The following is a 22,778-nucleotide window of genomic DNA, read 5'->3' as shown; positions in this document are numbered from 1 at the left end:
GCCCGCAGGGGAATGCGGATTACTCATCATGGAGGATATATGACATACAGGGTCAGCAACTTTATCGACGGCCAGCTGCAACAGAGTCACAGCGAGCGGTTTGGTGCCATCTTCAACCCGGCCACCGGCCAGCAGCAGGGGAGTGTGGCACTCGCCACCGCCGCCGAATGTGGCGAGGCCATCGCCGTGGCGGAGCGTGCTTTCACCGACTGGTCCCAGACACCGCCGCTGGTGCGTGCGCGAGTGCTGTTTCGCTTCAAAGAGCTGATGGAGCGGCACAGAGATGAGCTGGCGGAGCTCATCAGCCGCGAGCATGGCAAGGTCTTCTCCGATGCCCAGGGTGAGCTGACCCGGGGGCTGGAAGTGGTGGAGTTTGCCTGCGGCATTCCCCATCTGCTCAAGGGGGAGCACTCCCTCAATGTGGGCCGGGGGGTAGACAGCCATTCCATGATGCAGCCGGTGGGGGTGTGCGCCGGTATCACGCCGTTCAACTTTCCGGCCATGGTGCCGCTCTGGATGTTCCCGGTAGCCATCGCCTGCGGCAATACCTTTATTCTCAAGCCCTCCGAGAAGGATCCCTCCCTCTCCCTGCGCATGGCCGAGCTGCTCAAGCAGGCCGGTTTGCCAGATGGCGTGCTCAACGTGGTCAACGGCGACAAGGAGGTGGTGGATGTGCTGCTGACCGATCCGCGGGTTGGCGCCGTCTCTTTCGTGGGCTCCACTACCATCGCCGAATATATCTATGCCACTGCCTCGGCCCACGGCAAGCGGGTGCAGGCGCTGGGCGGTGCCAAGAACCACATGCTGGTGATGCCGGATGCGGATCTCGATCAGGCGGTCTCCGCCCTGATGGGGGCGGCTTATGGGGCGGCGGGCGAGCGCTGTATGGCCATTTCGGTCGCTGTGGTGGTGGGTGATGAGACCGCCGATGCACTGGTGGCCAAGCTGGCGCCGCTGGTGGAAGCGCTACGGGTCGGGCCGGGTCTGGGTCAGAGCCCGGAGAACGAGATGGGGCCTCTCATCAGCCGTGAGCATCTGGCCAAGGTGCGAGGTTATGTGGATCAGGGGGTGGCCGAGGGCGCCCTGCTGCGAGTGGATGGTCGCGGCGTGAGTCACGGGGAAGGCTACTTTATCGGTGGCAGCTTGTTTGACGAGGTAACCCCCGAGATGCGCATCTACCGGGAGGAGATTTTCGGCCCCGTGCTCGCCATAGTGCGGGCCCCGGATTACGAGACGGCGCTCGGGCTCATCAACCAGCACGAGTATGGCAATGGCACTGCCATCTTTACTTGCGACGGCGATACTGCGCGGGACTTCACTGCCAGGGTTCAGGTCGGTATGGTAGGGGTGAACGTCCCCATTCCCGTGCCCATGGCGTTTCACAGCTTTGGGGGTTGGAAACGGTCCATCTTCGGGCCGCTCAACATGCACGGGCCGGATGGGGTGCGCTTCTATACCCGGATGAAGACGGTAACGGCGCGCTGGCCACAGAGCCTGCGGGCCGTTGCCGAGTTCTCCATGCCGACCATGAAGTAAGCAACCATGCAGCAGCTAGTCCAGGCATGGCCCGGTGGTGAAACGCTGCCGGAGTGCCCCGCTATCCCTGTTGAAGGAGTAACAGATGCGACTGGGAATTCTCGATTGTGACCGGCTGGATCCCGATTTGGCGGATCATTTTGGCCCCGTTTACTCCGAGATGTTTATCAAGGGCTTTCGGGCGTTGGCCCCCGAGCTGGAGTTCAGGATCTGGTCGGCGCTCGATGGCGAGCTGCCGGACGATCTGCAAGAGTGTGATGCCTGGCTCATCACGGGTTCGCGGCACGATGCCTACAGCGATCTGCCCTGGATCCAGGCACTGCGCGCCTGGATCCGGCTGGCCCACGACGCCGACGTCAAGCTGGCCGGGGTCTGCTTCGGCCATCAGGTGATTGCGCAGGCGTTGGGGGGCGAGGTGGTCAAATCCACCAAGGGGTGGGGGCTGGGGGTCTCGGTTCACCCCATGCTGGCGACCGGATCCTGGATGCAGCCCGGGCTGGATCAGATCCGGATCCTGGCCAGCCATCAGGATCAGGTGGCCCTGTTGCCACCCGGTGCGACCCGGCTGGCGGGCAACGATTTTTGCCCCAACTTCATGTTCTTGCAGGGGGACCACATAGTCGCCATTCAGGGGCATCCGGAGTTTTCGGTGGAGTACAACCGGGCGCTGATCGAGCGGCGGCGGGACTTCTTGTCCGATGATCGTTATCAGAGCAGCCTCTCCTCGCTGGAGGGGGAGGTGGATTCGGCCACCATGATGCAGTGGTTGTTACAATTTTTGGGCATCCTGCCCGGTAGCGAAAGGGCGGCCGGCGGGATCACAGCAGGAGAGCGAGCATGATTATTGGCGTACCCAAGGAAATCAAAAACCATGAATACCGGGTCGGCATGACTCCCGCCGGAGTGCAGGAGCTGGCGGCCCGGGGACACACTGTGCTGGTGCAACAGCAGGGGGGCGAGGCGATCGGGCTGTCCGATGCCGAGTACCAGGCTGCCGGTGCTGAGCTGGTGGCGAGTGCGGCTGAGATATTCGCCCGGGCCGAGATGATAGTGAAGGTGAAGGAGCCCCAGCCGGAGGAGTGTGAACTGCTGCGCCCCGGTCAGCTGCTCTTTACCTATCTGCACCTGGCGCCGGATCCGGTGCAGACCCAGCTGCTGGTCCACTCGGGGGCGGTGGCCATCGCCTACGAGACGGTGACCGACGAGCGTGGCGGTCTGCCTCTGCTGGCACCCATGTCCGAGGTGGCGGGACGGATGGCAATCCAGGCCGGCGCACACAGTCTGGAGAAGGCGCAGGGGGGCAATGGCACCCTGCTAGGTGGTGTGCCTGCAGTGGCCCCTGCCAAGGTAGTGGTGCTGGGGGGCGGCGTGGTGGGCGTCAACTCGGCGCGCATGGCGCTGGGTCTGGGGGCTGATGTCACCATTCTGGATCGATCCCTGCCGCGCCTGCGGGAGCTGGACAGCCTCTATGGCCCGGCCCTCAAGACGCTTTACTCCACCCGCACCAATATCGAAGCCTGCATCGCTCAGGCGGATCTGGTGATCGGCGCCGTGCTGATCCCGGGAGCGGCGGCGCCCAGGCTGCTGACCCGCGACATGCTCAAGCTGATGCGCAAGGGCTCAGTGCTGGTGGACGTGGCCATCGATCAGGGCGGCTGTTTCGAGACTTCCCACCCCACTACCCACGAGGAGCCCACCTATGTGGTGGATGGCATCATCCACTACTGCGTGGCCAACATGCCGGGCGGTGTCGCGCGTACCTCCACCTTCGCGCTGACCAATGCCACCTTGCCGTTCGTGCTGGCGCTGGCAGACAAGGGTTACGCCCAGGCGCTCAAGGATGACAAACACCTGCGGGCCGGTCTGAACGTGTTCAAGGGCAAGGTCACCCAGGCGGCAGTGGCCCAGGCGCTTGGCTACGAGTACGTCAGCGCCGAATCCGTGCTGGCGTGACGCAGCCGGTGTGAACCCTGCCGGCAAACGTCGAGCTGGTTCACAAACCCCGTGATTTCAGGGAGGGCCGTCAGGGCCCTTTCTCATATACTGGGGTCCCTTGTCAGTGAGGCTTCTCCATGTCCCGCATTCTGCTGCTTGCCAATCTCAACTGTGATCATGTGCTCTCTCTCTCCGAACCCCTGATGGCCGGTGCCCGTCTGCAATACGTGGATCAGGGCCGCAGGCTGGGGGGCGGCGCCGCCAACACCGGCATAGGGCTGGTATGGGCGGGCCACGAGGTGACCATCGCCTCCCGCATCGGGCTGGATGAGGCCGGCGACTGGCTGCTGGAGCAGGCGGCGGGTTACGGGCTGGACTGCTCTCATGTGGAGCGCTTCGGGGGCGAAACAGGGGAACTGCTGATCCTGGTGGATTCCACCGGCGAGCGCACCATCCTCAGGCGGCCGCGTCGCCCCGACCTGCCTGGCGACTTGCCGGTGGAGGGGGTGGACTGTCTCTACGTGAACTATCCCGGCACCGCCATCACAGGCTATATGCGCCAGATGCTCGGCAAGAGTTTCGTGGTGGCACAGTATCCCAAGGGCGGGCAGGCTCGCCGTCCCTGTCACGTGCTGGTGGCCTCCCGCTCCGATCTCGGCGAGGTGAGCGACCCCTGGCTGCATGCTCGTCAACTGGCCGGGGAGCAGCTGGAGTGGCTGGTGCTGACCGAAGGCAAGGCGGGGGCCGTGGCCATCCATGGTGAGGAGCAGATCCGGGTCGCGGCGCGGCCCGTGTCAGTGGTGGATACCACGGGAGCGGGGGATGCGTTCGCCGGTGGCCTGATCCACGGACTGGCGCGAGGCATGGCGATCCAGGATGCCTTGCAGTGCGCTGTGGACTGGGGCGCCTTCGCGGTTGCCTCCGAGAGCTCAATTCCCTCCACAGCGCTGAAAAACTGGCTCAAGCAGCCCCATTGAATCCACACAGCAGGAGTCGTGTGGTGCACGCCTATCCGCGCCGGCCTTGGGGATGGCGCGGCGAAGTTAGCCGCCCAAAACCCCTCAAACCCGGGAGCCAGCCTGCAAGTTTGCGATCAATCAAAGAAAGTGTCGATTTATGTGCATCTTCATCGACACTCGCCTGAGCTGCTCTTAACCTTGTCATTCCACGACTCGGATTAAGATGCGGACTCTGCACGGGCGCAAGAGCTGTCCCGCCTCTTAGCTTTAGGTTGTCGTCCTGATTTCCAGCTTGTAGTAAGAGGCAAGTGCGACCATGCAACTGACACGATTTACCGACTATGCCCTGCGTACCCTGACTTTTTTGGCGGTTCAGCCGGGAGATCGCCTGTCGACCATCACTGAGGTGGCCGATACCTTTGCCATCTCCCGCAACCACGTGGTCAAGATAGTGCATCAGCTTGGCATCAAGGGGTACATAGAGACGGTACGCGGCAAGCATGGCGGCATCCGCCTCGGTCGCTCCGCCGTCTCCATCAATCTGCGTGATGTGGTGATGGACATGGAACACGTGCTCTGCCCTGTGGATTGCAAGCGCGAGAACTGCCGCCTCTCCGGTGGCTGTCGTATACAGGGTATTCTGCGCCGCGCCATGAACGCCTTCCTCGAGGTGCTGGGCGAATACACATTGGCCGATGCAGTGCGGGATCCCACTCGTCTCTGCCACCTGCTCGGCATTGAGCACGACTCCATTCTGGCCATGGCATAGAACCAGCGTCAGACCATGAGGGGCCCACGGGCCCCTTTGTGCTTTCTGGCGTCTGGTAGCAGTGGAATATGGCTTCAGTGCTGAAGACGGGGTCCTGGGGGAGTCAAAGCTGGGGGATCAGGGTGATGGCGCCGTGCAGGCAGGCGAGACCGCAGGCACCGCAGCCATCGCACGCCGCCATGTTGACGCTCACCCCATCGCTGGTGGCCTTGATCGCCTGCTGGGGACAGGCATCTTCACACAGCAGGCAGTAGAAGCCCTGCTTGGCCTGACAGCTCGCTTCAATCTGAACCCGGGTCTGCACCTGGCGCCCCCATTGCAGATCGAGAGCGCCGGTCGGGCAGGCTCTGGCACAGCTGCCACAATAGCTGCACTGGCCGCAGGCGAGATCCAGCACAGGGGTGCCGGCGATGGCGGTACCCTTGTATTCGGGTTGACTGGCCGGTTTGAGCAGGCCGTTGGGGCAGGCCTTGAAGCACTCGCCGCAACGGGTGCAGAGGGAGAGGTACTGGGACTCTTCGATGGCCCATGGCGGGCGAGCTTCATGGCAAACCACGGGGGCGGGGCGAGAAGCTTGCCAACCTTGCGTCAGCCAACGGAGGAAATAATGAGTCATGCTCACCCCTGATACCTATTAGGGGTTAATTTTATCCAAGTTTCTGCTGGCAAGCCAGAGAATAGCGGTGGGCAGGATCGCAAGCAGGGTTGCCCTTGTGTAAGCTAGGCGGGTCTTTTTGCGGGATTGAATGAACTCATGTGGTTATTTTTGTGGCGTGCTTCTCTGTTGTATATCTTCCCTCTGCTGATGTGGGCTTACTGTCGCATCAAGGGGATCGAATTCGCCGAGCTCGATACCGGGGTTAACAGTCACAAGTGGGTGGTGCTGGCCGCCTACCTCCTCTATGTGCTGCTCTGGCTGCTGCTCAACCGTTACCTTGAGCTTTTTCTGCGTCAGCGGAGTCGCAAATGATCGCGCTGGCGACCTGGGGGCCGGCGCTGCTGGCAGCCCTGCTCGCCCTCTGTGTCGGCTGGTTGGCAGGGCGCCGCTTTGCCAGCGCCCAGGAGCAGGAGTTGCTGCTGACCCAGGAGCGCCATCAGGCGCTGCAGGATCGCTTCGACGAATTGCAGGATGAGCGGATGCAGGATCAGCAGAAGCTGGATCAGCAGCAGACCCTGCTGATCAAGCTCACCGCCCGTCTCAAGGATGCTGAAGCCACCCTGCGCAGCGAGCGACTGGCCGCAGCCGAGAAGCTGCAACTGCAGCGGGATGGGGAACAGCGTCTCAGCCAGCAGTTTGAAAACCTCGCCAACCGTATTTTCGAGCAGAACTCGGGTAACTTTCGCGACCTGAACCAGAACAGTCTGGATCTGCTGCTGACCCCGCTGAAAGAGCAGCTGGAAGGCTTCCGTCGCCAGGTGGGAGAAACCCATGCCCAGGAGACGGCCCAGCGCCACAGCCTCAAGTTCGAACTGGAGCGTCTGGCCGAACTCAACGCCCGCATGACCGAAGAGGCGGCTGCCCTGACCCGCGCCCTCAAGGGGGACAGCAAGCAGCAGGGTAACTGGGGGGAGGTGGTGCTGGCCCGCATCCTCAGTGAATGCGGTCTGCGTGAGGGCCACGAGTACCACACCCAGGTCAATATCGAGCTGGACAAGGGCAAGCGCTATCAGCCCGACGTGATCGTCCACCTGCCGCAAGAGAAAGACATCATCATAGACGCCAAGGTGTCGCTGACCGCCTACGAGCGCTGGTACAACGCCGATGACGCGCTGGAAAAAGCGGTAGCCCTCAAGGAGCACGTCGCCTCGGTGCGCAACCATATCCGCGAGCTGGGCCGCAAGGATTACCAGCAGTTGCCCGGGGTGCGCACCCTCGACTATGTGCTGATGTTTGTGGCGGTGGAGCCTGCCTTCCTCACCGCGCTGGAGGCCGACCCTTCCCTTGTACGCTACGGGCTCGACAACAACATCTTGCTGGTGAGCCCCACCAACCTGATGGTGGCGCTGCGGACCATAGAGAACCTGTGGCGCTACGAGCGGCAGAACCAGAATGCCCGCCAGATTGCCGAGCGAGCCGGACGCCTCTACGAGAAGCTGCGGCTGTTTGTGGAAGAGATGCAGCAGATGGGGGGCAGCCTGCACAAGGCGCAGGAGAGCTATGACAAGGCGATGGGGCGGCTGGTCAACGGCCGTGGCAACCTGATTGCCCAGGTCGAGCGTTTCCGCGAGCTGGGGGTGGAGGTGACCAAACCCCTGCCCGAGGCGCTGGTCAACCGTGCACTGGAACGGGAAGACCCGACCGAATAACACCGAGTCTTGTCAGCATCATGAGATGGAGAAGGGCAGCCGCAGGGCTGCCCTTCTGTTTTCTGTGTTATCGCTATCCTGGCAGGAATTACTGCTTCCAGAACGAGGGAAAGAAGATCACGGCCACGGTCAGGATCTCTAGCCGTCCCAGCAGCATGCCGAACGACAATATCCACTTGGCCGAGTCCGGCAGGGTGGAAAAGTTGGCACTGGGGCCTATGACGGGGCCCATGCCGGGACCCACGTTTGCCACCGCTGTGATGGAGCCCGAGATGGCGGTCAGGGGGTCCAGACCTATGGTGGCGAGCAGGGCGGCGATCAGCAATATGATGGCGAAGTAGGCCAGCACGAAGGAGATCATGGAGCGAATGATGGCGTCGTTGACCTGGCGGCCATTGTACTTCTGCGGAAAGACGGCGGAGGGATGCATCAGCTGGCGCATCTGCTTTCTGAACAGGGCGAACGCCACCTGTACCCGGAAGATCTTGAGGCCGCCGGAGGTGGAGCCGGAGCAGGCACCGAGCAACATGATAAAGATAAACAGCACGCTGGTGAGCGGTCCCCAGGTGCCGAAATCGCCGAGGCCATAGCCGGTGGTGGTGATCACGGAGACGATATTGAAGCTGCTGATGCGCAGGGCATCCATGAAGCCGTAAATGTCTCTGATCCACAGATAGAAGGTGACAACGACTGTGATCCAGACCACCAGCCAGAAGAAGCCCTGTACCTGGGCATCCTTGAGCAGGCTGTGGTCACGTCGGCTCAGGCTCTGTACATAGAGCAGGAAGGGCAGCCCCCCCAGAAACATGAAGAGGGTACCGATCCAGTGTGCCGAATTGGAGAAGTGGGACATGGATTGGTCCGAGGTGGAATACCCGCCTGTACTGAGCGTGGTCATGGCGTGGTTGACCGCCTCGAACAGTGTCATGCCGCTCACCCAGTAGGCGAGGAAGCAGCACATGGAGAGCACCAGATAGACCACCACTATGTTGTTGGCCACTGTCTTGGCGCGGGGGGCACTCTTGTCAGACCAATCCGAGCTCTCGGTCTGGAACAATTTCATGCCGCCCACGTTGAGGTAGGGCAGTACCGCCACCGCCATCACGATAAAGCCAACGCCACCCAGCCACTGCAGGGTGGAGCGCCACAACAGTATGCTGTGAGCCATGCCATCCAGCCCTGAGAGCACTGTGGATCCCGTGGTGGTCACCCCAGACATTGTCTCGAAATAGGCATCGACAAAGCCGATGTGATTGATGAAGACGAAGGGCAGGGCCCCGAAGATGCAGGCAACCAGCCAGACAGAGGTGGTGAGCAGAAACATCTCCCGCACCCCGAGGTGAAATTCTGCCTTGCGGCCGTAGTGGAGGCAGAGCAGAGCGGCGCCGTGGGTGATCAGCACGGATTGAAGAAACTCGACAAATCCCTCCGAGCCGGTGAACAGGGCCAGCAGGGTTGGCAACCACATGAACAGAGCCAGCTTGGAGAGCACCAGCCCTTGAGTGAAGATGATAGGACGCAGCTTGATCATGCAGAATAACCTGATCGTTGAGTGACGAGAGATCCGGACATCCCCTTCGGGAGGCGACGCCGGATCTGGGTTGTGCTGACTTGAGGCATGGGTCGGTTACAGGAAGAAAGGGCTTGGCTGGAACAGCCGTTCCACTTCCGGTATGTACTTCTTGTCCACCAGGAACATCACCACATGGTCATCCTGCTGGATCTGGGTGCGATCGTGGGCGATCAGCACCTCATCACCACGAACAACGGCACCTATGGTGGTGCCGGGCGGCAGCTTGAGCTCACCCACCGTCTTGCCCACCACCTTGGAGGTGTTCTCGTCACCGTGGGCGATGGCTTCAATGGCTTCGGCCGCCCCGCGGCGCAGGCTGTATACGTTGGCGATATCGGCCCGACGCACGTGGGTCAGCAGGGCCGAAATGGTGGCCTGCTGTGGCGAGATGGCGATGTCGATGGAGCCGCCTTGCACCAGGTCCACGTAGGCGCTGCGCTGGATAAGCACCATTGTCTTCTTGGCACCCATCTTCTTGGCAAGCAGGGCCGACATTATGTTGGCCTCATCCTCGTTGGTGACCGCGATGAAGACATCGATCTGGTCTATGTGCTCCTCGGCCAGCAACTCCTGATCCGCTGCATCACCACAGAAGACGATGGTGTTCTCCAGCTGTTCCGAGAGCTGCTCGGCCCGCTTCTGGTTGCGCTCTATGAGCTTGACGCTGTAGCGCTTCTCCAGTTGACGGGCGAGACCGGCGCCTATGTTGCCCCCCCCGACAATCATGATGCGGCGATAAGGGCTCTCGAGCCGCTGCAGCTCGGACATGACGGCCCGGATATGACCGGCGGCAGCGACGAAGAACACTTCGTCATCCGCTTCTATGATGGTGGTGCCTTGCGGACGGATGGAGCGCCCCTGGCGGAAGATGGCCGCTACCCGTGTCTCTATGTTGGGCATGTGATCCCGCAGAGTGGAGAGGGCATTGCCCACCAGGGGGCCACCGTAGTAAGCCTTGACCGCTACCAGACCCACCTTGCCACCGGCAAAGTCCACCACTTGCAAGGCGCCGGGATATTCGATCAGTCGGCGAACATAGTCGGTGACCAGCTGTTCCGGCGCTATCAGGTGATCCACCGGCACGGATTCCGGTAAAAACAGCCGGTCCCGCTCGGTCAGATAAGCCGGGGAGCGAATGCGCGCCACCTTGTTCGGGGTGTTGAACAGGGAGTAGGCCACCTGGCAGGCGATCATGTTGGTTTCGTCGCTGTTGGTGACAGCCACCAGCATGTCCGCATCCTGAGCACCCGCCTCGCGCAGTACCCTGGGATGGGCACCGTGACCATTCACCACCCGCAGGTCGAACTTGTCCTGCAGCTCCCGCAGACGGTCGCTGTCGGTATCGACTATGGTGATGTCGTTGTTCTCTCCGGCCAGGTTCTCGGCCAGGGTGCCACCGACCTGACCTGCGCCTAGAATGATGATCTTCATAGGGACCCCTCATGGGACGAGGATAGGTTGTTAGCGCTGGCAATATGGCAGGGATCAGTCATCAACATGGTGATCTTCATAGGGAAAACGTGCTCGATGTTGCGCAGTAATGGGGGCCGTCAACCAGCCCCCCTCATGATCATGGCCACTGATCTGCCTATCGCTTGATCAGCTTGGCGTAGTAGAAGCCATCCATCTCGGCTTCCCCTGGCAGGAACTGGCGGCCCGGACAATCTGGTGTGTCCTGCGGGTGCAGCGGCACCAGGGTTGCATCCGGCGTGGCGGCCAGGAAGGCGCGGATCTGTTCGCGGTTCTCTTCCGGCAGCACTGAGCAGGTAGCGTAGAGCAGAGTACCGCCGCTTTTCAGTTTCGACCAGAGGGCGATCAGAATACGGCGCTGCAACTCGGCCAGCTCGCGGATGTCCTGATCCCGACGCAGCCACTTGATGTCGGGGTGACGACGGATGACACCGGTGGCGGAGCAGGGGGCGTCCAGCAGGATGCGATCGAACTGGCCTTGTGGCCACCACAGCTCAGGGGTGCTGGCATCACCATGGATCACCCGGGCCTGGAGGCCGATACGATCCAGATTCTCTTGCACCCGCTTGAGGCGGTGCTCGTCTGCATCCACGGCCACTACGCCAGCCAGTGCGGGTTGACGCTCAAGCAGGTGGGCCGTCTTGCCACCGGGAGCGGCGCAGGCATCCAGCACCCATTCGCCCGGCTGCGGATCGAGCAGTCGGGCGGCCTGTTGGGCCGCGCCATCCTGTACCGAGCAGTCACCTGTCTCGAAACCGGGCAGCTTGGTCACATCGCAGGGTCGTTCCAGCAGAATGCAATCCTCGCCTTCCTGACCGGCAACCGCATTGATGCCAACTTCGGCCATGCGAGCCAGCATCTGCTCGCGGCTCTGGCGCTGGCTATTGTTGCGGATCCACATGGGGGGGCGCTGATTGTTGGCCTCCATGATGAATTCCCAATCTTCGGGATAGGCCTGACGCAAGCGCTTGGTGAGCCACTCAGGGTGACCGAGGCGAATGCTGGGGACACGGTCGATGCGCAGCAATATGACTTCGGCGCTGCGCTGGAAGTTGCGCAGCACACCGTTGATGAGGCCGCGCAAGGAGGTACCCTTGAGCAGCTTGACGGCGTTGACTGTCTCGGCCACAGCAGCGTGAGCCGGAATGCGGGTGTAGATGAGCTGATAGAGGCCGACCAGGATCAGATAGTGGAAGATGCGGCTCTTGTTCTTGAGCGGCTTGTCCATCATCTCGCCCACCGCCGCGTCGAGGCGGGGCAGCCAGCGCAGGGTGCCATAGCAGAGTTCTTGCAGGAGGGCGCGATCGCGGGGCGCAACCTTCTCCTGGGCAGCAGGCAGAACAGCGGAAAGGGATTGACCCTGATCCAGCACCTGTTGAATAACGAGAGCGGCCTGTGCACGTGTTTTCATAGTGTTACCTTAGATGCGCAAGTCGGGGCCTGGGCCCCGCTTGTTTCAATTCAATTGCGTGCCGGGTTCAAACCAGTCGCGGCGAGAGTTGAGCAGATCCGAAACGGACATGGCCTTCTTGCCGGGTGGTTGCAGGGTCAGCAGGCGCAGGACACCCAGGCCGGTAGCGATGTCGATCCCCTGCTTGTCGGCCTTGAGCAGGGTGCCAGCGGGTTGACTGTGCTCACTGTCCACCACTTCGGCTTGCCACACCTTGATAGTCTGTCCCGCCACCTCAAACCAGCTGATGGGCCAGGGATTGAAGGCGCGGATGCAGCGCTCTATGGCGACGGCTTCCATCGCCCAGTCGATGCGAGCCTCCTCTTTGGAGAGCTTCTCGGCATAGTTGGCCAGCGCATCGTCTTGCTCCTCGGCTGCGGTTTCACCGGCGGCCATGGCATTGATGGTGTCGACCAGTGCTTGCGGGCCCAGCTCGGCCAGCTTGTCATACAGGCTGGTGGAGGTTTCGTTGGCGGCGATGGGACAGGTCACTTTTCTGATCATTGCGCCAGTATCCAGCCCGACATCCATCTGCATTATGGTGACGCCGGTCTCGGTATCACCCGCCCAGATGGAGCGCTGGATCGGGGCTGCACCGCGCCAGCGCGGCAGCAGAGATCCATGCACGTTGATACAGCCCAGACGCGGGGTATCGAGCACCACCTTGGGCAGGATCAAGCCGTAGGCCACTACCACCATCAAGTCGGCGCCCAGAGAAGCCAGCTCGGCTTGCGCTTCTTCCTTGCGCAGGGAAGCTGGTTGGTAAACCGGCAGATTGTGGGTCAGAGCCAGCTCCTTGACCGGGCTGGCGGTGAGCTTCTGACCACGGCCAGCAGGCTTGTCCGGCTGGGTATAAACGGCAACGACCTCGTGGTCGGAAGACAACAACGCCGCCAGGTGACGGGCGGCGAAGTCGGGAGTACCGGCAAAAATCAGTTTCAGCTTATTCAATGGGGCAGATCCTCAGAGGGCTTTGCGATCTTCACGGGCCATCTTTTCCAGCTTCTGGCGAATGCGCTGGCGCTTGAGCGGAGACAAGTAATCCACAAACAGCTTGCCGATCAGATGATCCATCTCATGCTGTATGCAGATAGCGAGCAGATCGTCCGCTTCCAGCTCGAACGGCTGGCCGTTGCGATCCAGCGCACGTACCTTGACCCACTCGGCGCGTGGCACCAGAGCTCTGTGGTCGGGCACCGAGAGGCAGCCCTCTTCGATGCCTGTGCTGCCCGCTTGCTCGAGGATCTCGGGGTTGATCAATACCAGAGGATCTTCACGGTTCTCGGAGACATCGATCACTATGATGCGCTGATGAATGTCGACCTGAGTGGCGGCCAGGCCTATGCCTTCCTCCGCGTACATGGTTTCGAACATATCATCTACAATGTGTTGTAACTCGGGTGTAAAGGTCTCGACAGGGGCTGCAACTGTGCGCAGACGTTCATCGGGAAAACGCAATACATCTAGAATGGCCATAGTTTTTTCTTTAGTTTCGTATAAATGCAGTCAATATTGGCGTAATTCTAGTCATTTACGCCGACAAAAAACAGCAACACTTTGCGCGCAGAAGTAACAGGGAGTGTTATGTATCTGAAGCAAACCATCCTCGCTTGCCTGCTGGCCACTCTGAGCCAGGCTGCCATGGCCGACCAGTTGACACTGAAAGCGGGTTATCCCGAGCGCTATGTCGTGCAAAAGGGTGACACCCTCTGGGATATTTCAGGCCGGTATCTGGCTCAACCCTGGCTCTGGCCCCGTCTCTGGAACATCAATCCCCAGATTGCCAACCCGCACTGGATCTATCCCGGTGACGTGCTGCATCTGAGCTGGGTCAATGGCGAGCCTCGCCTCGGCAAAGCGATGCAGGGGGGCAAGCCGGTGGTTCACCTCTCTCCCAAGAGCCGTTACGAGAACAAGGCCAATCCGATCCCGACGTTGCCGCTTAGCGAGATAGGTCCCTTCCTGCGTACCGACCATATCCTGGCCGACAGCCAGCAGGCGAAACAGCTGCCTTATGTGCTCGGCAACGATGAGGCGCATATCGGCATGCTGGAGGGAGATACCCTGTATGTACAGGGATCGCTGACCCCGGGTCAGGACTACGGCATCTACCACCCGGGGAGCTTGTACAAGGACAAGGAGACAGGTGAGTTGCTGGGGCAGGAAGCTGTGTTTGTCGGCACTGCCAGAGCAGAGGAGCGGCTGGCGAATGATCGCACCCGAGTCACGCTCAGCCACAGCCAGCGGGAGGTATACCAGGGAGACAAGCTGATGCCCTTCCCGCCGCAAGAGAGTCTCTTCGCCGTATTCACTCCTAAAGCCGCGCCCGTTATTTCGCCGGGTTACATCATAGATCTGCCGAGCAAGGCTCGTGGTGGCGGCAAGTTTGACGTTGTGCTCATCAATAAGGGGCTGCGCGATCAGGTTTCCCCCGGCGATGTACTGGAGGTGCGGCGACCTGGCGCCCAGCTGGTGAGCAAGAACGGCAAGGTATCTTACAAAGAGTACTCTTCCGTCTATGACAAGGCGTTCTATTCTGCCGGCAAGCCCTCCCTGCCGTCGGAGGCGGTGGCGCGCGTCATGCTGTTCAAGGTGTACGACAAGCTGAGCTACGGCCTCATCATGCAGAGCCAGGGCATGGTCAGCTCCGGCTATCAGGTCAGTAACTTCTAACGTGCCATTTCCATCCGGGCGGCTTTCACTGTGGCTGACGCTGGATGCCGTTACTGGCATAGGCCCGGTCACTGCCTCACGCCTGCTTGCCCGCTTCGATGGTGACATAAAAGCCCTGTTTGAGTGCGATGATGGCGGTTTGCGGGCGCTGGGTCTGCACTCGTCCCAGATACAGCAGCTCAGATGGCCGCTGCCGGTGGTAGAGCTGGGGCTGAACTGGGCTGCAATGCCTGGCAATTACTTGGTTTGTCCCGATGATCCCGCCTATCCCGACCTGCTGAAAGAGATCCCTGCCGCCCCCTTGCTGCTCTATTGTCGCGGAAATGTCGCAGCCTTGTCGTTGCCGCAATTGGCTATGGTAGGGACGCGTCATCCCACCTATGCCGGCAAGGACAATGCCGCGCGTTTGTGTAGCGAGTTGGTAGGGTGTGGACTGGCGATTACCTCGGGGCTGGCGCTCGGCATAGATGGTGTCTGCCATCAGCAGGCGCTGGCGGCGGGCGGTATCACGCTTGCTGTGTTGGGCTCCGGCCTGGATTGTCTCTACCCCAAGCGCCATCATGGGCTGGCTGGCCAGATCCTGGAGAGCGGTGGCTTGATCATCTCCGAATTGGCGCCGGACAAGGGGCCGCTGGCCGAACATTTTCCCCGTCGCAACCGCATCATCAGTGGCCTGTCGCTGGGAACCCTGGTGGTGGAGGCTGCCGAGCAGAGCGGGTCACTCATCACGGCGCGTTACGCACTGGAACAGGGGCGCGAAGTGTTTGCCGTGCCGGGAGCGCCACAAAATGGGCAGGCGCTGGGTTGCAATAAATTAATCCAGCAGGGGGCCAAACTTGTGTTGAGTGCGGCCGATATAGTGGAAGAGCTTCCCGGATTGGCCAGTCTGGTGCGCAAAGAGGCTGGATTGCTTGAGCAAGAGCATAATAGCGAATTGCCTTATGCCGATTTGTTGGATAACGTAGATTATGAGACCACGAGCGTGGATACCGTCGCCGAACGGTCCCAGCTTCCTGTCGAAGTGGTATTGGGCAGGTTGGTAGAGCTGGAACTGGCAGGCGCAGTGATAGCGGTAGCCGGTGGATACGTCAGAGCGAGGAGGGCGAATCATGTTTGATGTACTGATGTACCTTTTCGAGACCTACATCCACAGCGATGCAGATGTGATGGTCGAACAAAATGAACTCACCGACGAACTGAGCCGGGCTGGTTTCGACAAGGACGAGATCGAGAAGGCGCTCAACTGGCTGGAAAGGCTGGCCAATCTGCATGATAGCGAGCGGGAGGTGTATGTCGCCGCCAGCGCGCAAGGCTCGATGCGTATCTATGCCCCGCAGGAGCTGGCCCGCCTTGGCACCGAGTGCCGCGGCTTCCTGCTCTTTCTGGAACAAGCCCAGGTGCTGAATGCTGAAACCCGCGAAATCTGTATCGAGCGACTGCTCGAGCTGGATAAACCGGATATCGAGCTGGATGACCTGAAGTGGGTTGTCATGATGGTGCTGTTCAATGTGCCGGGCAGTGAAAATGCCTACCAGCAGATGGAAGAGCTGGTGTTTGATGAGTCCGATGGCGTCATTCACTGACAGTCTGGTGTCGCGCTGGTAGAATTCAGGCCATCTGGATTTCAAGGCGCGGCACATGTCAAAAATCGATCATCATCTCTTTTCTGCCCACGAGCATGGGTTTGAGCGAGAGCCGTGCCCGCAGTGTGGTGCCGAGCTGTTGATCCGCCAGGGCAAGCATGGCCCTTTTCTTGGCTGCTCCGCCTACCCCTCCTGTGATTACATCCGTTCTCTGACACCGTCCGGTCGTGACATCGAGAAAGTGCTTGAGGGGTCAGCTTGCCCGGATTGTGGCCAGCCGCTGGCAATCAAGAAGGGTCGTTACGGTTTGTTTGTAGGGTGTACCCAGTATCCGGCCTGCCAGCATATCGAGTCTCTGCAGGAGAGCGATGATACCCAGATCCTCTGCCCCGAGTGCGGCAAGGGTCATCTGGTGAGCCGTACCTCCCGCTACGGCAAGCAGTTTTACTCCTGTGATGGGTATCCCCATTGTAAATATGTGGTGAATGACAAGCCGATCCCCATGCCTTGTCCCGAGTGTGGCTGGGGCATTATGGTGGAGAAGAAAGTAAGGGGCAATCTGAAGTGGATCTGCCCGCAAAAGAAATGCGGCCATCAAAGTGAGCAGGTATAATCCCGCCGCCGTAACCAAATTGAAACGTTTTCGGCGCACTTCAACCCCCCACTTGGAGTAAGGAAATTCCCACCATGAATAAACCTTTTGTTGCCGTATTGATGGGCTCTGACTCTGATTTTCCCGTGATGCAATCCACCCTTGAGATCCTCAAGTCGTTTGATATCGCAGTGGAAGTGAAAGTAACCTCTGCGCACCGTACTCCGGCTGCGACCCATCAGTATGTGACCGATGCCGAGTCCCGTGGTTGCAAGGTCTTTATCTGTGCTGCCGGTTTGGCGGCTCACCTGGCGGGTGCCGTTGCCGGCATCACCACCCGTCCCGTGATTGGGGTGCCCATCGATGGTGGTCCGCTCAAGGGACTGGATGCACTGCTCTCCACCGTGCAGATGCCGGGTGGCGTGCCGGTGGCAACCGTGGCGATCGGCAAGGCCGGTGCCAAGAACGCAGGTTACCTGGCAGCCCAGATGCTGGCGGTGGCTGATGATGAACTGGCAGCCAAGGTTCGGGCCGAACGCCAAAAGAATGCCGAAGAGGTGATGGCCAAGGATGCCGCCTTGCAGGCTCAACTCAAGTAAGTGATGAGGTGACAGCCCGCTGTATATGGTGCGGTTGTCGCCTTGCAGGCTTAACTCAACCAAGTAGTGAGGTGGCAGCCAGGCTGCCGCATTTTTCCTATGTCTACTGAATTTGAACAAGCGGTTGCCGCCCTTCACGGCGAAGGGGTGATCGCGTATGCAACCGAGGCCGTGTTTGGTCTGGGTTGTGATCCCGACTCCGAAGTGGCGGTGCAGCGATTGTTGGCCATCAAACAGCGTCCGGTAGAGAAGGGGTTGATCCTGATTGCTGCCGACGTGGCGCAATTGCAGGATTACATCGATCTGAGCCAGCTTAGCGGTGAGCAGCTTGCGCGAGTGCAGGCCAGCTGGCCAGGTCCCTTCACCTGGATCATGCCGGCTCGCGCCACGACACCCACCTGGCTAACCGGCCAGTTTGATACGCTGGCTGTGCGAGTCACCGCACACCCACAGGTGCAGGCCTTGTGCCGCGCCTTCGGCAAGCCCCTGGTTTCCACCAGTGCCAATCTGACCGGTGAAGAGCCCGCCCGTCGGGTCGCCGATATTGGCGTATTGCTGGCAAGTCAGTTGGCCTACATCCTGCCCGGTGAAGTGGGTGGTCAAGCTAACCCATCCGAGATCAAGGACGCCCGTACCGGCGCCGTCATTCGCCCTTCCTGAGCGGGCGGATACGTCATGATTTGTCATCAATCCGATGAGCAGTGAGCTCACCGGATTGATTCAACTATAAAAATGGACAGGGCGTTCAAGATCCTGCCTGACTGGAGACAAGATGAGCAAACCGGATGTGGCCCAGGTCAAGGCCTTCCTGTTGCAGTTGCAGGACGAGATCTGCCGAAGTCTGGAGCAGGCTGACGGCGTTGGGCGCTTTGTTGAGGATGCCTGGGCCCGTGAGGGCGGCGGCGGTGGTCGAACCCGCGTAATGCGCCACGGCGACATGATTGAGCAGGGTGGGGTCAACTTTTCCCATGTCTATGGTGATGCCATGCCTGCCTCGGCGACGGCTCATAGGCCCGAGCTGGCCGGTCGCAAGTTTGAGGCCATGGGGGTGTCGCTGGTGATCCATCCGCACAATCCCTATGTGCCGACCAGCCATGCCAATGTCCGTTTTTTCATCGCCGAGAAAGAGGGCGAGGAGCCCATCTGGTGGTTCGGTGGTGGTTTCGATCTGACGCCGTTTTATCCCTTTGCCGAGGATGTGCAGCACTGGCATCGAGTGTCACGCGATCTCTGCCAACCCTTTGGCGAAGATATTTACCCCGAGTTCAAATCCTGGTGCGATCGCTACTTCTTCCTCAAGCATCGCAACGAAACGCGGGGGGTGGGTGGCCTCTTCTTCGACGATCTGAATCGTTGGCCCTTTGCTGACTGCTTCGCCTTTATGCAGGCGGTAGGCCGGGGTTATCTCGATGCCTATCTGCCGATCATCGAGCGACGCAAGGCGCAGCCCTATGGCGAGCGGGAGCGGGAGTTCCAGCTCTATCGCCGCGGTCGTTATGTCGAGTTCAATCTGGTGTACGACCGGGGCACCCTGTTCGGGTTGCAGACCGGTGGACGTACCGAGTCGATTCTGATGTCGATGCCGCCACTGGCCCGTTGGGAGTATGACTGGCGGCCGGAAGCGGGCAGCCCGGAGGCCTTGCTCTACACCGACTACCTCGCGCCGCGAGAGTGGCTGTGACCCGGGGGGGCCATGATGGCCCCTTTTTATTGGCCGATATTCGGCTTGTTCCCGAGTGCGAAAACCCGTTAAATCGGAATATTACCCTCTGATGGAACTCTTTGATGGATCGTTATCTGGTTTTTGGCCACCCGGTGCGCCACAGCAAGTCCCCCTTCATTCATACCCTGTTTGCCAGACAAACTCAGCAAGAGCTGGAGTATGGTCTGGCTGAACCTGCCGTCGACGAGTTTGCTACGACCCTGCTAGCCTTCTTTGCCCAAGGGGGCAAGGGGTGCAATGTCACAGTACCGTTCAAGGAGCAGGCGTTTGCGTTGGTTGACAGCTTGAGCCCCCGGGCCAAACGGGCGGGCGCCGTCAACACCATCAAGCTGACCGATGACGGTGTACTGCTGGGAGACAATACCGATGGTGCTGGTCTGGTGGCGGACCTGAAGTCTCATGGTGTGACTCTGGCCGGAAGCCGGATCTTGCTGCTGGGGGCCGGGGGAGCCGCCCGTGGTGCTTTGGCTCCGCTGCTGGCCGAGCATCCGACAGAACTGGTGATTGCCAACCGCACCCACGCCAAGGCGGAGCAACTAGCGGCCGAGTTTCATGATCTGGGGGTAGTGACAGCTCTGACCTACGAGCAACTGGGGGGGACGTTTGATCTCATCATCAACTCCACCTCCGCCAGCCTGCAAGGGGAGCTGCCGCCCCTCTCCCCTGCACTGATCCACGCGGATATTGCTATCTACGACATGATGTATGGATCCATGGATACCCCTTTCATCAGCTGGACCAAACAGTACGGTGCCCGTCAGGCCATGGATGGGCTGGGTATGCTGGTTGAACAGGCGGCTGAAGCATTCACAGTGTGGCGAGGAATCCGCCCAGGAACTAAACAGGTATTGAGAGAGCTGAAACGAAATCTGGGGACTCTATGAATCAAGGCATCCTGTTTCCCGAACTGGCGGCCTGGCAGCCGGACGAACAGAGGATACATTTTCCAGCCCAGCAGATGGGGGCATTGATCAATTGCTACATCAGTCGTCGGCGCCTGGAAAAAATGACCGGACTCTCCCTCGTCAAGGAGGAGGACATACTGCGTGCTTTCGAGAGCGTTCGTTTTGACATTGAAGATATTGCTGAGAAACTCATTGAAGAACAAGAGTTTGCAGAGGATGGATCCATCTACCTCTGAGTGTCCCAAGTTTTTTCTCAAAGCGGCGGAACTTGTGAGAAATACCGCTGACTAACTAGATAGTTGAGGAAGTGCTAGCTAGTCACCTTTATAACTCCCCGGTATTCGTACTGGGGATTTTTTTATCTGTATGAAAAATAAGTGGTTTTTACCAAACCGTCTTTCATGAAACTTAATTACATAAATTACTTTCACTTTTTGCTGCTTTGCTATACAGTTAGCGACGTAGGGTACAGAGGTAAGATGTTCTATCTTTCAGACCTTTTATTTCACGTAATTGAATGTGGCTGAATAGCTGCCCCGATGAGTATTCGTCGGGGTGTTTTTTTATGCACCTAATTTAGAGTAAATGCTTTAGTTTTGGCAAGTATTTGCTAGAATGAAAGGGCTTCTTGAGGAAAACCAGTCGTCTTTGTTCTCAAGATTTAGCTTCTTCCCAATTTTTGAACTGATTGTTTCAGGCCGGTACTGCACCAGTGGTACTGGCTTCATTTTTATCCCTTCTTTATCCCTTCCATACCTCGAAGTGTAATTAAATTTCATTTTGGTTCTTCTTACGTGATGTGCTTGCCGTTTAATAGCAAAAATATGAAACCGTTATCATGTGGATATGAAGTTAATTATTAATTGAAATTAACCTCATATCCTATTGATTGATAATGATTTTACTAGGATTGCTAGAAGGGCATATCGGTGGGGATTGAGCGTTGGCAGGAAGCAGTTGAACTGAAAGTCTTTCAATCAGCGGAGGGTCAGCTCCGCTAATTGCAAGAGAGAAGCAGCAGGAAGATGGAGGAATGTATTATTCCTCAACCTGTTCTTGCTCATCGTTATCGGCAATTTCATCGGCACCCGCCAAGTACCAGCCAGACAGAGTCTGGGCCAATTTTTCCACCCCTATGTTGTTAAGGGAGGAGAAGGCTTCCACCTGGATCTGTGGGCCCAGGTCGGCAATGGCCTGACGTACCTTGATGACCTGATTGTTGCGGGGACCAGGGCTCAGCTTGTCAGCCTTGGTCAGCAGCAGCATGACCGGCAATTCACGGTGTGAGCTCCACTCCAGCATGTTCATGTCGGTATCTTTGAGCGGGTGGCGGATGTCCATCAGGATCACCAGGCCTTTCAATGACTCGCGGCGCTGCAGGTACTCTGCCAGTGACTTTTGCCACTTGAGCTTCATTTCTAGCGGAACTTGCGCATAACCATAGCCCGGCAAATCGACCAGACGCTTGCCCGGCTCCAGTTCAAACAGGTTGATCAACTGGGTGCGACCCGGTGTTTTACTGGTGCGAGCCAGGTTCTTGTGTTTCGTTAAGGTGTTCAATGCAGATGACTTACCGGCATTGGAACGGCCGGCAAACGCAATCTCGACACCCCCATCATTTGGCAGGTGGCGGATGTCGGGTGCGCTGGTCACAAAATGCACCTTATTGAAATTCAGAGTTTGTGTATCCAACGTAAATTCCCCATAGAGATAGAGGGTTATAGAGTTACTTTTTTGTGAAATCGTGTAAAATGACGTCGCTTAAACGCGTTTATTTTAACATGCCTTCAGCGGCATGGGATCTGGAAGCCTAATAACGAGAAGTTGGAACGCCATGAAGAACCTAGTCATTACTCTTGCTCTGATGGTTGGCGTAACGGGGATGGCACAAGCCAAGGGCGATGCCGCTGCGGGACAATCCAAGGCTGCCGTGTGTGCGGCTTGTCATGGACCGGACGGAAACAGCCTTGTTGATATGTATCCCAAGATTGCTGGTCAGCACGCATCATATATCAAAAAGCAATTAGTTGAACTGAAGGCTGCAGCTTCTGGCCAAATTGGTCGAGTCGCACCCATCATGGGGCCTATGGCTCTCCCCTTGTCTGAACAGGACATGGAAGACCTTGCTGCCTACTTCTCCAGCCAGAAGGTAACACCGATAGCGGTGCCTGATGATGCTGTAGCAGCGGGTAAAGCGCTCTATATGGGTGGAGACATGAGCCGTGGTCTGGCTGCCTGCACTGCCTGTCATGGTCCGCGTGGATCAGGTATAGAACAGGCGAAATATCCAAGTCTGTCCGGCCAACATCCTGCTTATATCAAGGCTCAGCTCACCGCCTTTCGTGCGGCTGCCCGTGATAATGATCCGAATGGCATGATGCAGGATGTTGCCAAGAAGCTGACTGATCAGGACATCGAAGCGCTTTCCAAATATGTGGCTGGTTTGCACTGATCATGTCTGATGATGTACCCCATTGATATGAACGAGGAGCCACTGGCTCCTCGTTTCTTTTTGACCTTTAACTCCATTCGGCCAGTTTTTCTCGCATTGCTGTAAGAGATCCCCCATTCATCGGCCTGGTCAAGGCTTAAACATTTTTCAAATTATGTTTAATAATTCATTGATTTCAATATGTTAAATAAGAGTGATAGGTTTATCTCCGTTTGAAAACGTTATCGGTGGATTGAGCCGCTTTATTAAGTT

General features: G+C 58.8%; 24 protein-coding genes. 17 read left to right on the top strand and 7 right to left on the bottom strand.

The genetic code is table 11. From position 1 onward, the window contains the following. The first annotated feature begins 39 nt into the window (after nucleotides 1–39). The 5 genes from GWQ31_RS14865 (at nucleotide 40) to GWQ31_RS14845 (ending at nucleotide 5,199) form a co-directional block, all read left to right on the top strand. On the top strand, nucleotides 40–1,536 hold the full coding sequence (locus GWQ31_RS14865) for a CoA-acylating methylmalonate-semialdehyde dehydrogenase (protein ID WP_275909679.1): 1,497 nt from the start codon (nucleotides 40–42) through the stop codon (nucleotides 1,534–1,536). Between the two features lie 85 nt (nucleotides 1,537–1,621). Further along, nucleotides 1,622–2,377, top strand: a complete 756-nt coding sequence (locus GWQ31_RS14860) for a glutamine amidotransferase (RefSeq protein ID WP_005319956.1) — start codon at nucleotides 1,622–1,624, stop codon at nucleotides 2,375–2,377. Then, nucleotides 2,374–3,489: an alanine dehydrogenase gene (gene ald / locus GWQ31_RS14855; protein ID WP_111589582.1), complete on the top strand. Its 1,116-nt coding sequence runs from the start codon at nucleotides 2,374–2,376 to the stop codon at nucleotides 3,487–3,489. Before GWQ31_RS14860 ends, ald begins: the two co-directional genes overlap by 4 nt. A 119-nt stretch (nucleotides 3,490–3,608) precedes the next feature. Further along, entirely contained in the window at nucleotides 3,609–4,448 is an 840-nt protein-coding gene (locus tag GWQ31_RS14850; protein WP_275907580.1) for a PfkB family carbohydrate kinase, read from the top strand. A 298-nt stretch (nucleotides 4,449–4,746) separates the two neighbouring features. Further along, entirely contained in the window at nucleotides 4,747–5,199 is a 453-nt protein-coding gene (locus GWQ31_RS14845; RefSeq protein ID WP_005319948.1) for an Rrf2 family transcriptional regulator, read from the top strand. A 103-nt stretch (nucleotides 5,200–5,302) separates the two neighbouring features. On the opposite strand, the gene GWQ31_RS14840 is transcribed toward GWQ31_RS14845, so the two are convergent. Beyond that, nucleotides 5,303–5,815: a ferredoxin-type protein NapF gene (locus GWQ31_RS14840; protein WP_021138666.1), complete on the bottom strand. Its 513-nt coding sequence runs from the start codon at nucleotides 5,813–5,815 to the stop codon at nucleotides 5,303–5,305. A 138-nt stretch (nucleotides 5,816–5,953) separates the two neighbouring features. On the opposite strand from GWQ31_RS14840, the gene GWQ31_RS14835 reads away from it, so the two are divergent. Next, complete coding sequence (locus tag GWQ31_RS14835; protein ID WP_005319942.1) at nucleotides 5,954–6,169, top strand: hypothetical protein; 216 nt, start codon at nucleotides 5,954–5,956, stop codon at nucleotides 6,167–6,169. Next, the gene (gene rmuC / locus GWQ31_RS14830) at nucleotides 6,166–7,506 is read left to right on the top strand and encodes a DNA recombination protein RmuC (RefSeq protein WP_275909678.1); all 1,341 of its coding nucleotides are present in this window, start codon (nucleotides 6,166–6,168) and stop codon (nucleotides 7,504–7,506) included. Before GWQ31_RS14835 ends, rmuC begins: the two co-directional genes overlap by 4 nt. Nucleotides 7,507–7,594: 88 nt before the next feature. Here the strand turns inward: rmuC and GWQ31_RS14825 are convergent, their stop codons facing one another. The 5 genes from GWQ31_RS14825 to def all read right to left on the bottom strand — a co-directional run bounded on the left by GWQ31_RS14825 (nucleotide 7,595) and on the right by def (nucleotide 13,475). Continuing rightward, nucleotides 7,595–9,037 carry a TrkH family potassium uptake protein gene (locus tag GWQ31_RS14825; protein ID WP_021138664.1) on the bottom strand — a complete coding sequence of 481 codons (1,443 nt, stop codon included), beginning with the start codon at nucleotides 9,035–9,037 and terminating at the stop codon, nucleotides 7,595–7,597. A gap of 96 nt (nucleotides 9,038–9,133) precedes the next feature. Continuing rightward, nucleotides 9,134–10,510 carry a Trk system potassium transporter TrkA gene (gene trkA, locus GWQ31_RS14820; RefSeq protein WP_005319933.1) on the bottom strand — a complete coding sequence of 459 codons (1,377 nt, stop codon included), beginning with the start codon at nucleotides 10,508–10,510 and terminating at the stop codon, nucleotides 9,134–9,136. 157 nt (nucleotides 10,511–10,667) lie between these two features. Further along, a complete protein-coding gene (gene rsmB, locus GWQ31_RS14815; protein ID WP_275909677.1) occupies nucleotides 10,668–11,960 on the bottom strand; it encodes a 16S rRNA (cytosine(967)-C(5))-methyltransferase RsmB in 1,293 nt (430 codons plus the stop codon). A gap of 45 nt (nucleotides 11,961–12,005) precedes the next feature. Then, on the bottom strand, nucleotides 12,006–12,950 hold the full coding sequence (gene fmt / locus GWQ31_RS14810) for a methionyl-tRNA formyltransferase (RefSeq protein ID WP_275909676.1): 945 nt from the start codon (nucleotides 12,948–12,950) through the stop codon (nucleotides 12,006–12,008). A gap of 12 nt (nucleotides 12,951–12,962) precedes the next feature. Further along, complete coding sequence (gene def, locus GWQ31_RS14805; RefSeq protein WP_005319924.1) at nucleotides 12,963–13,475, bottom strand: peptide deformylase; 513 nt, start codon at nucleotides 13,473–13,475, stop codon at nucleotides 12,963–12,965. A gap of 108 nt (nucleotides 13,476–13,583) precedes the next feature. On the opposite strand from def, the gene GWQ31_RS14800 reads away from it, so the two are divergent. From GWQ31_RS14800 to GWQ31_RS14760, 9 genes are all read left to right on the top strand, one after another. Next, nucleotides 13,584–14,672 (top strand): LysM peptidoglycan-binding domain-containing protein, encoded by a 1,089-nt coding sequence (locus GWQ31_RS14800; protein WP_265422401.1) that lies wholly within the window; start codon nucleotides 13,584–13,586, stop codon nucleotides 14,670–14,672. A gap of 1 nt (nucleotide 14,673) precedes the next feature. Further along, the gene (gene dprA / locus GWQ31_RS14795) at nucleotides 14,674–15,789 is read left to right on the top strand and encodes a DNA-processing protein DprA (RefSeq protein WP_275909675.1); all 1,116 of its coding nucleotides are present in this window, start codon (nucleotides 14,674–14,676) and stop codon (nucleotides 15,787–15,789) included. Then, nucleotides 15,782–16,255, top strand: a complete 474-nt coding sequence (locus GWQ31_RS14790; protein ID WP_005319913.1) for a DUF494 family protein — start codon at nucleotides 15,782–15,784, stop codon at nucleotides 16,253–16,255. The genes dprA and GWQ31_RS14790 overlap by 8 nt, the downstream gene beginning before the upstream one ends. Nucleotides 16,256–16,310: 55 nt before the next feature. Next, the gene (locus tag GWQ31_RS14785) at nucleotides 16,311–16,868 is read left to right on the top strand and encodes a topoisomerase DNA-binding C4 zinc finger domain-containing protein (protein ID WP_275909674.1); all 558 of its coding nucleotides are present in this window, start codon (nucleotides 16,311–16,313) and stop codon (nucleotides 16,866–16,868) included. 74 nt (nucleotides 16,869–16,942) lie between these two features. Further along, nucleotides 16,943–17,446 carry a 5-(carboxyamino)imidazole ribonucleotide mutase gene (purE, locus tag GWQ31_RS14780; protein ID WP_005319907.1) on the top strand — a complete coding sequence of 168 codons (504 nt, stop codon included), beginning with the start codon at nucleotides 16,943–16,945 and terminating at the stop codon, nucleotides 17,444–17,446. A gap of 99 nt (nucleotides 17,447–17,545) precedes the next feature. Next, nucleotides 17,546–18,106, top strand: coding sequence for a Sua5/YciO/YrdC/YwlC family protein (locus tag GWQ31_RS14775; protein ID WP_275909673.1), 561 nt, complete (start codon nucleotides 17,546–17,548; stop codon nucleotides 18,104–18,106). Between the two features lie 112 nt (nucleotides 18,107–18,218). Continuing rightward, a complete protein-coding gene (gene hemF, locus GWQ31_RS14770) occupies nucleotides 18,219–19,127 on the top strand; it encodes an oxygen-dependent coproporphyrinogen oxidase (protein ID WP_275909672.1) in 909 nt (302 codons plus the stop codon). Nucleotides 19,128–19,231: 104 nt separating this feature from the next. Continuing rightward, entirely contained in the window at nucleotides 19,232–20,053 is an 822-nt protein-coding gene (aroE, locus tag GWQ31_RS14765; RefSeq protein WP_275909671.1) for a shikimate dehydrogenase, read from the top strand. Continuing rightward, the gene (locus GWQ31_RS14760; RefSeq protein ID WP_017412967.1) at nucleotides 20,050–20,310 is read left to right on the top strand and encodes a DUF1488 domain-containing protein; all 261 of its coding nucleotides are present in this window, start codon (nucleotides 20,050–20,052) and stop codon (nucleotides 20,308–20,310) included. The genes aroE and GWQ31_RS14760 overlap by 4 nt, the downstream gene beginning before the upstream one ends. Before the next feature lie 802 nt (nucleotides 20,311–21,112). Here GWQ31_RS14760 and yihA read toward each other — a convergent pair. Next, nucleotides 21,113–21,766, bottom strand: a complete 654-nt coding sequence (gene yihA, locus GWQ31_RS14755; RefSeq protein ID WP_005319896.1) for a ribosome biogenesis GTP-binding protein YihA/YsxC — start codon at nucleotides 21,764–21,766, stop codon at nucleotides 21,113–21,115. Nucleotides 21,767–21,908: 142 nt separating this feature from the next. On the opposite strand from yihA, the gene GWQ31_RS14750 reads away from it, so the two are divergent. Then, nucleotides 21,909–22,526, top strand: coding sequence for a c-type cytochrome (locus GWQ31_RS14750; protein ID WP_021138654.1), 618 nt, complete (start codon nucleotides 21,909–21,911; stop codon nucleotides 22,524–22,526). Nucleotides 22,527–22,778 lie beyond the last annotated feature (252 nt).

It is taken from the genome of Aeromonas sp. 2MA4 (assembly GCF_029237305.1).
GTDB classification, from domain to species: Bacteria; Pseudomonadota; Gammaproteobacteria; order Enterobacterales; family Aeromonadaceae; genus Aeromonas; species Aeromonas salmonicida.
The sequence above is the reverse complement of the archived record's forward strand: the minus strand, read 5'-3'. Positions and strand labels throughout refer to the sequence as shown.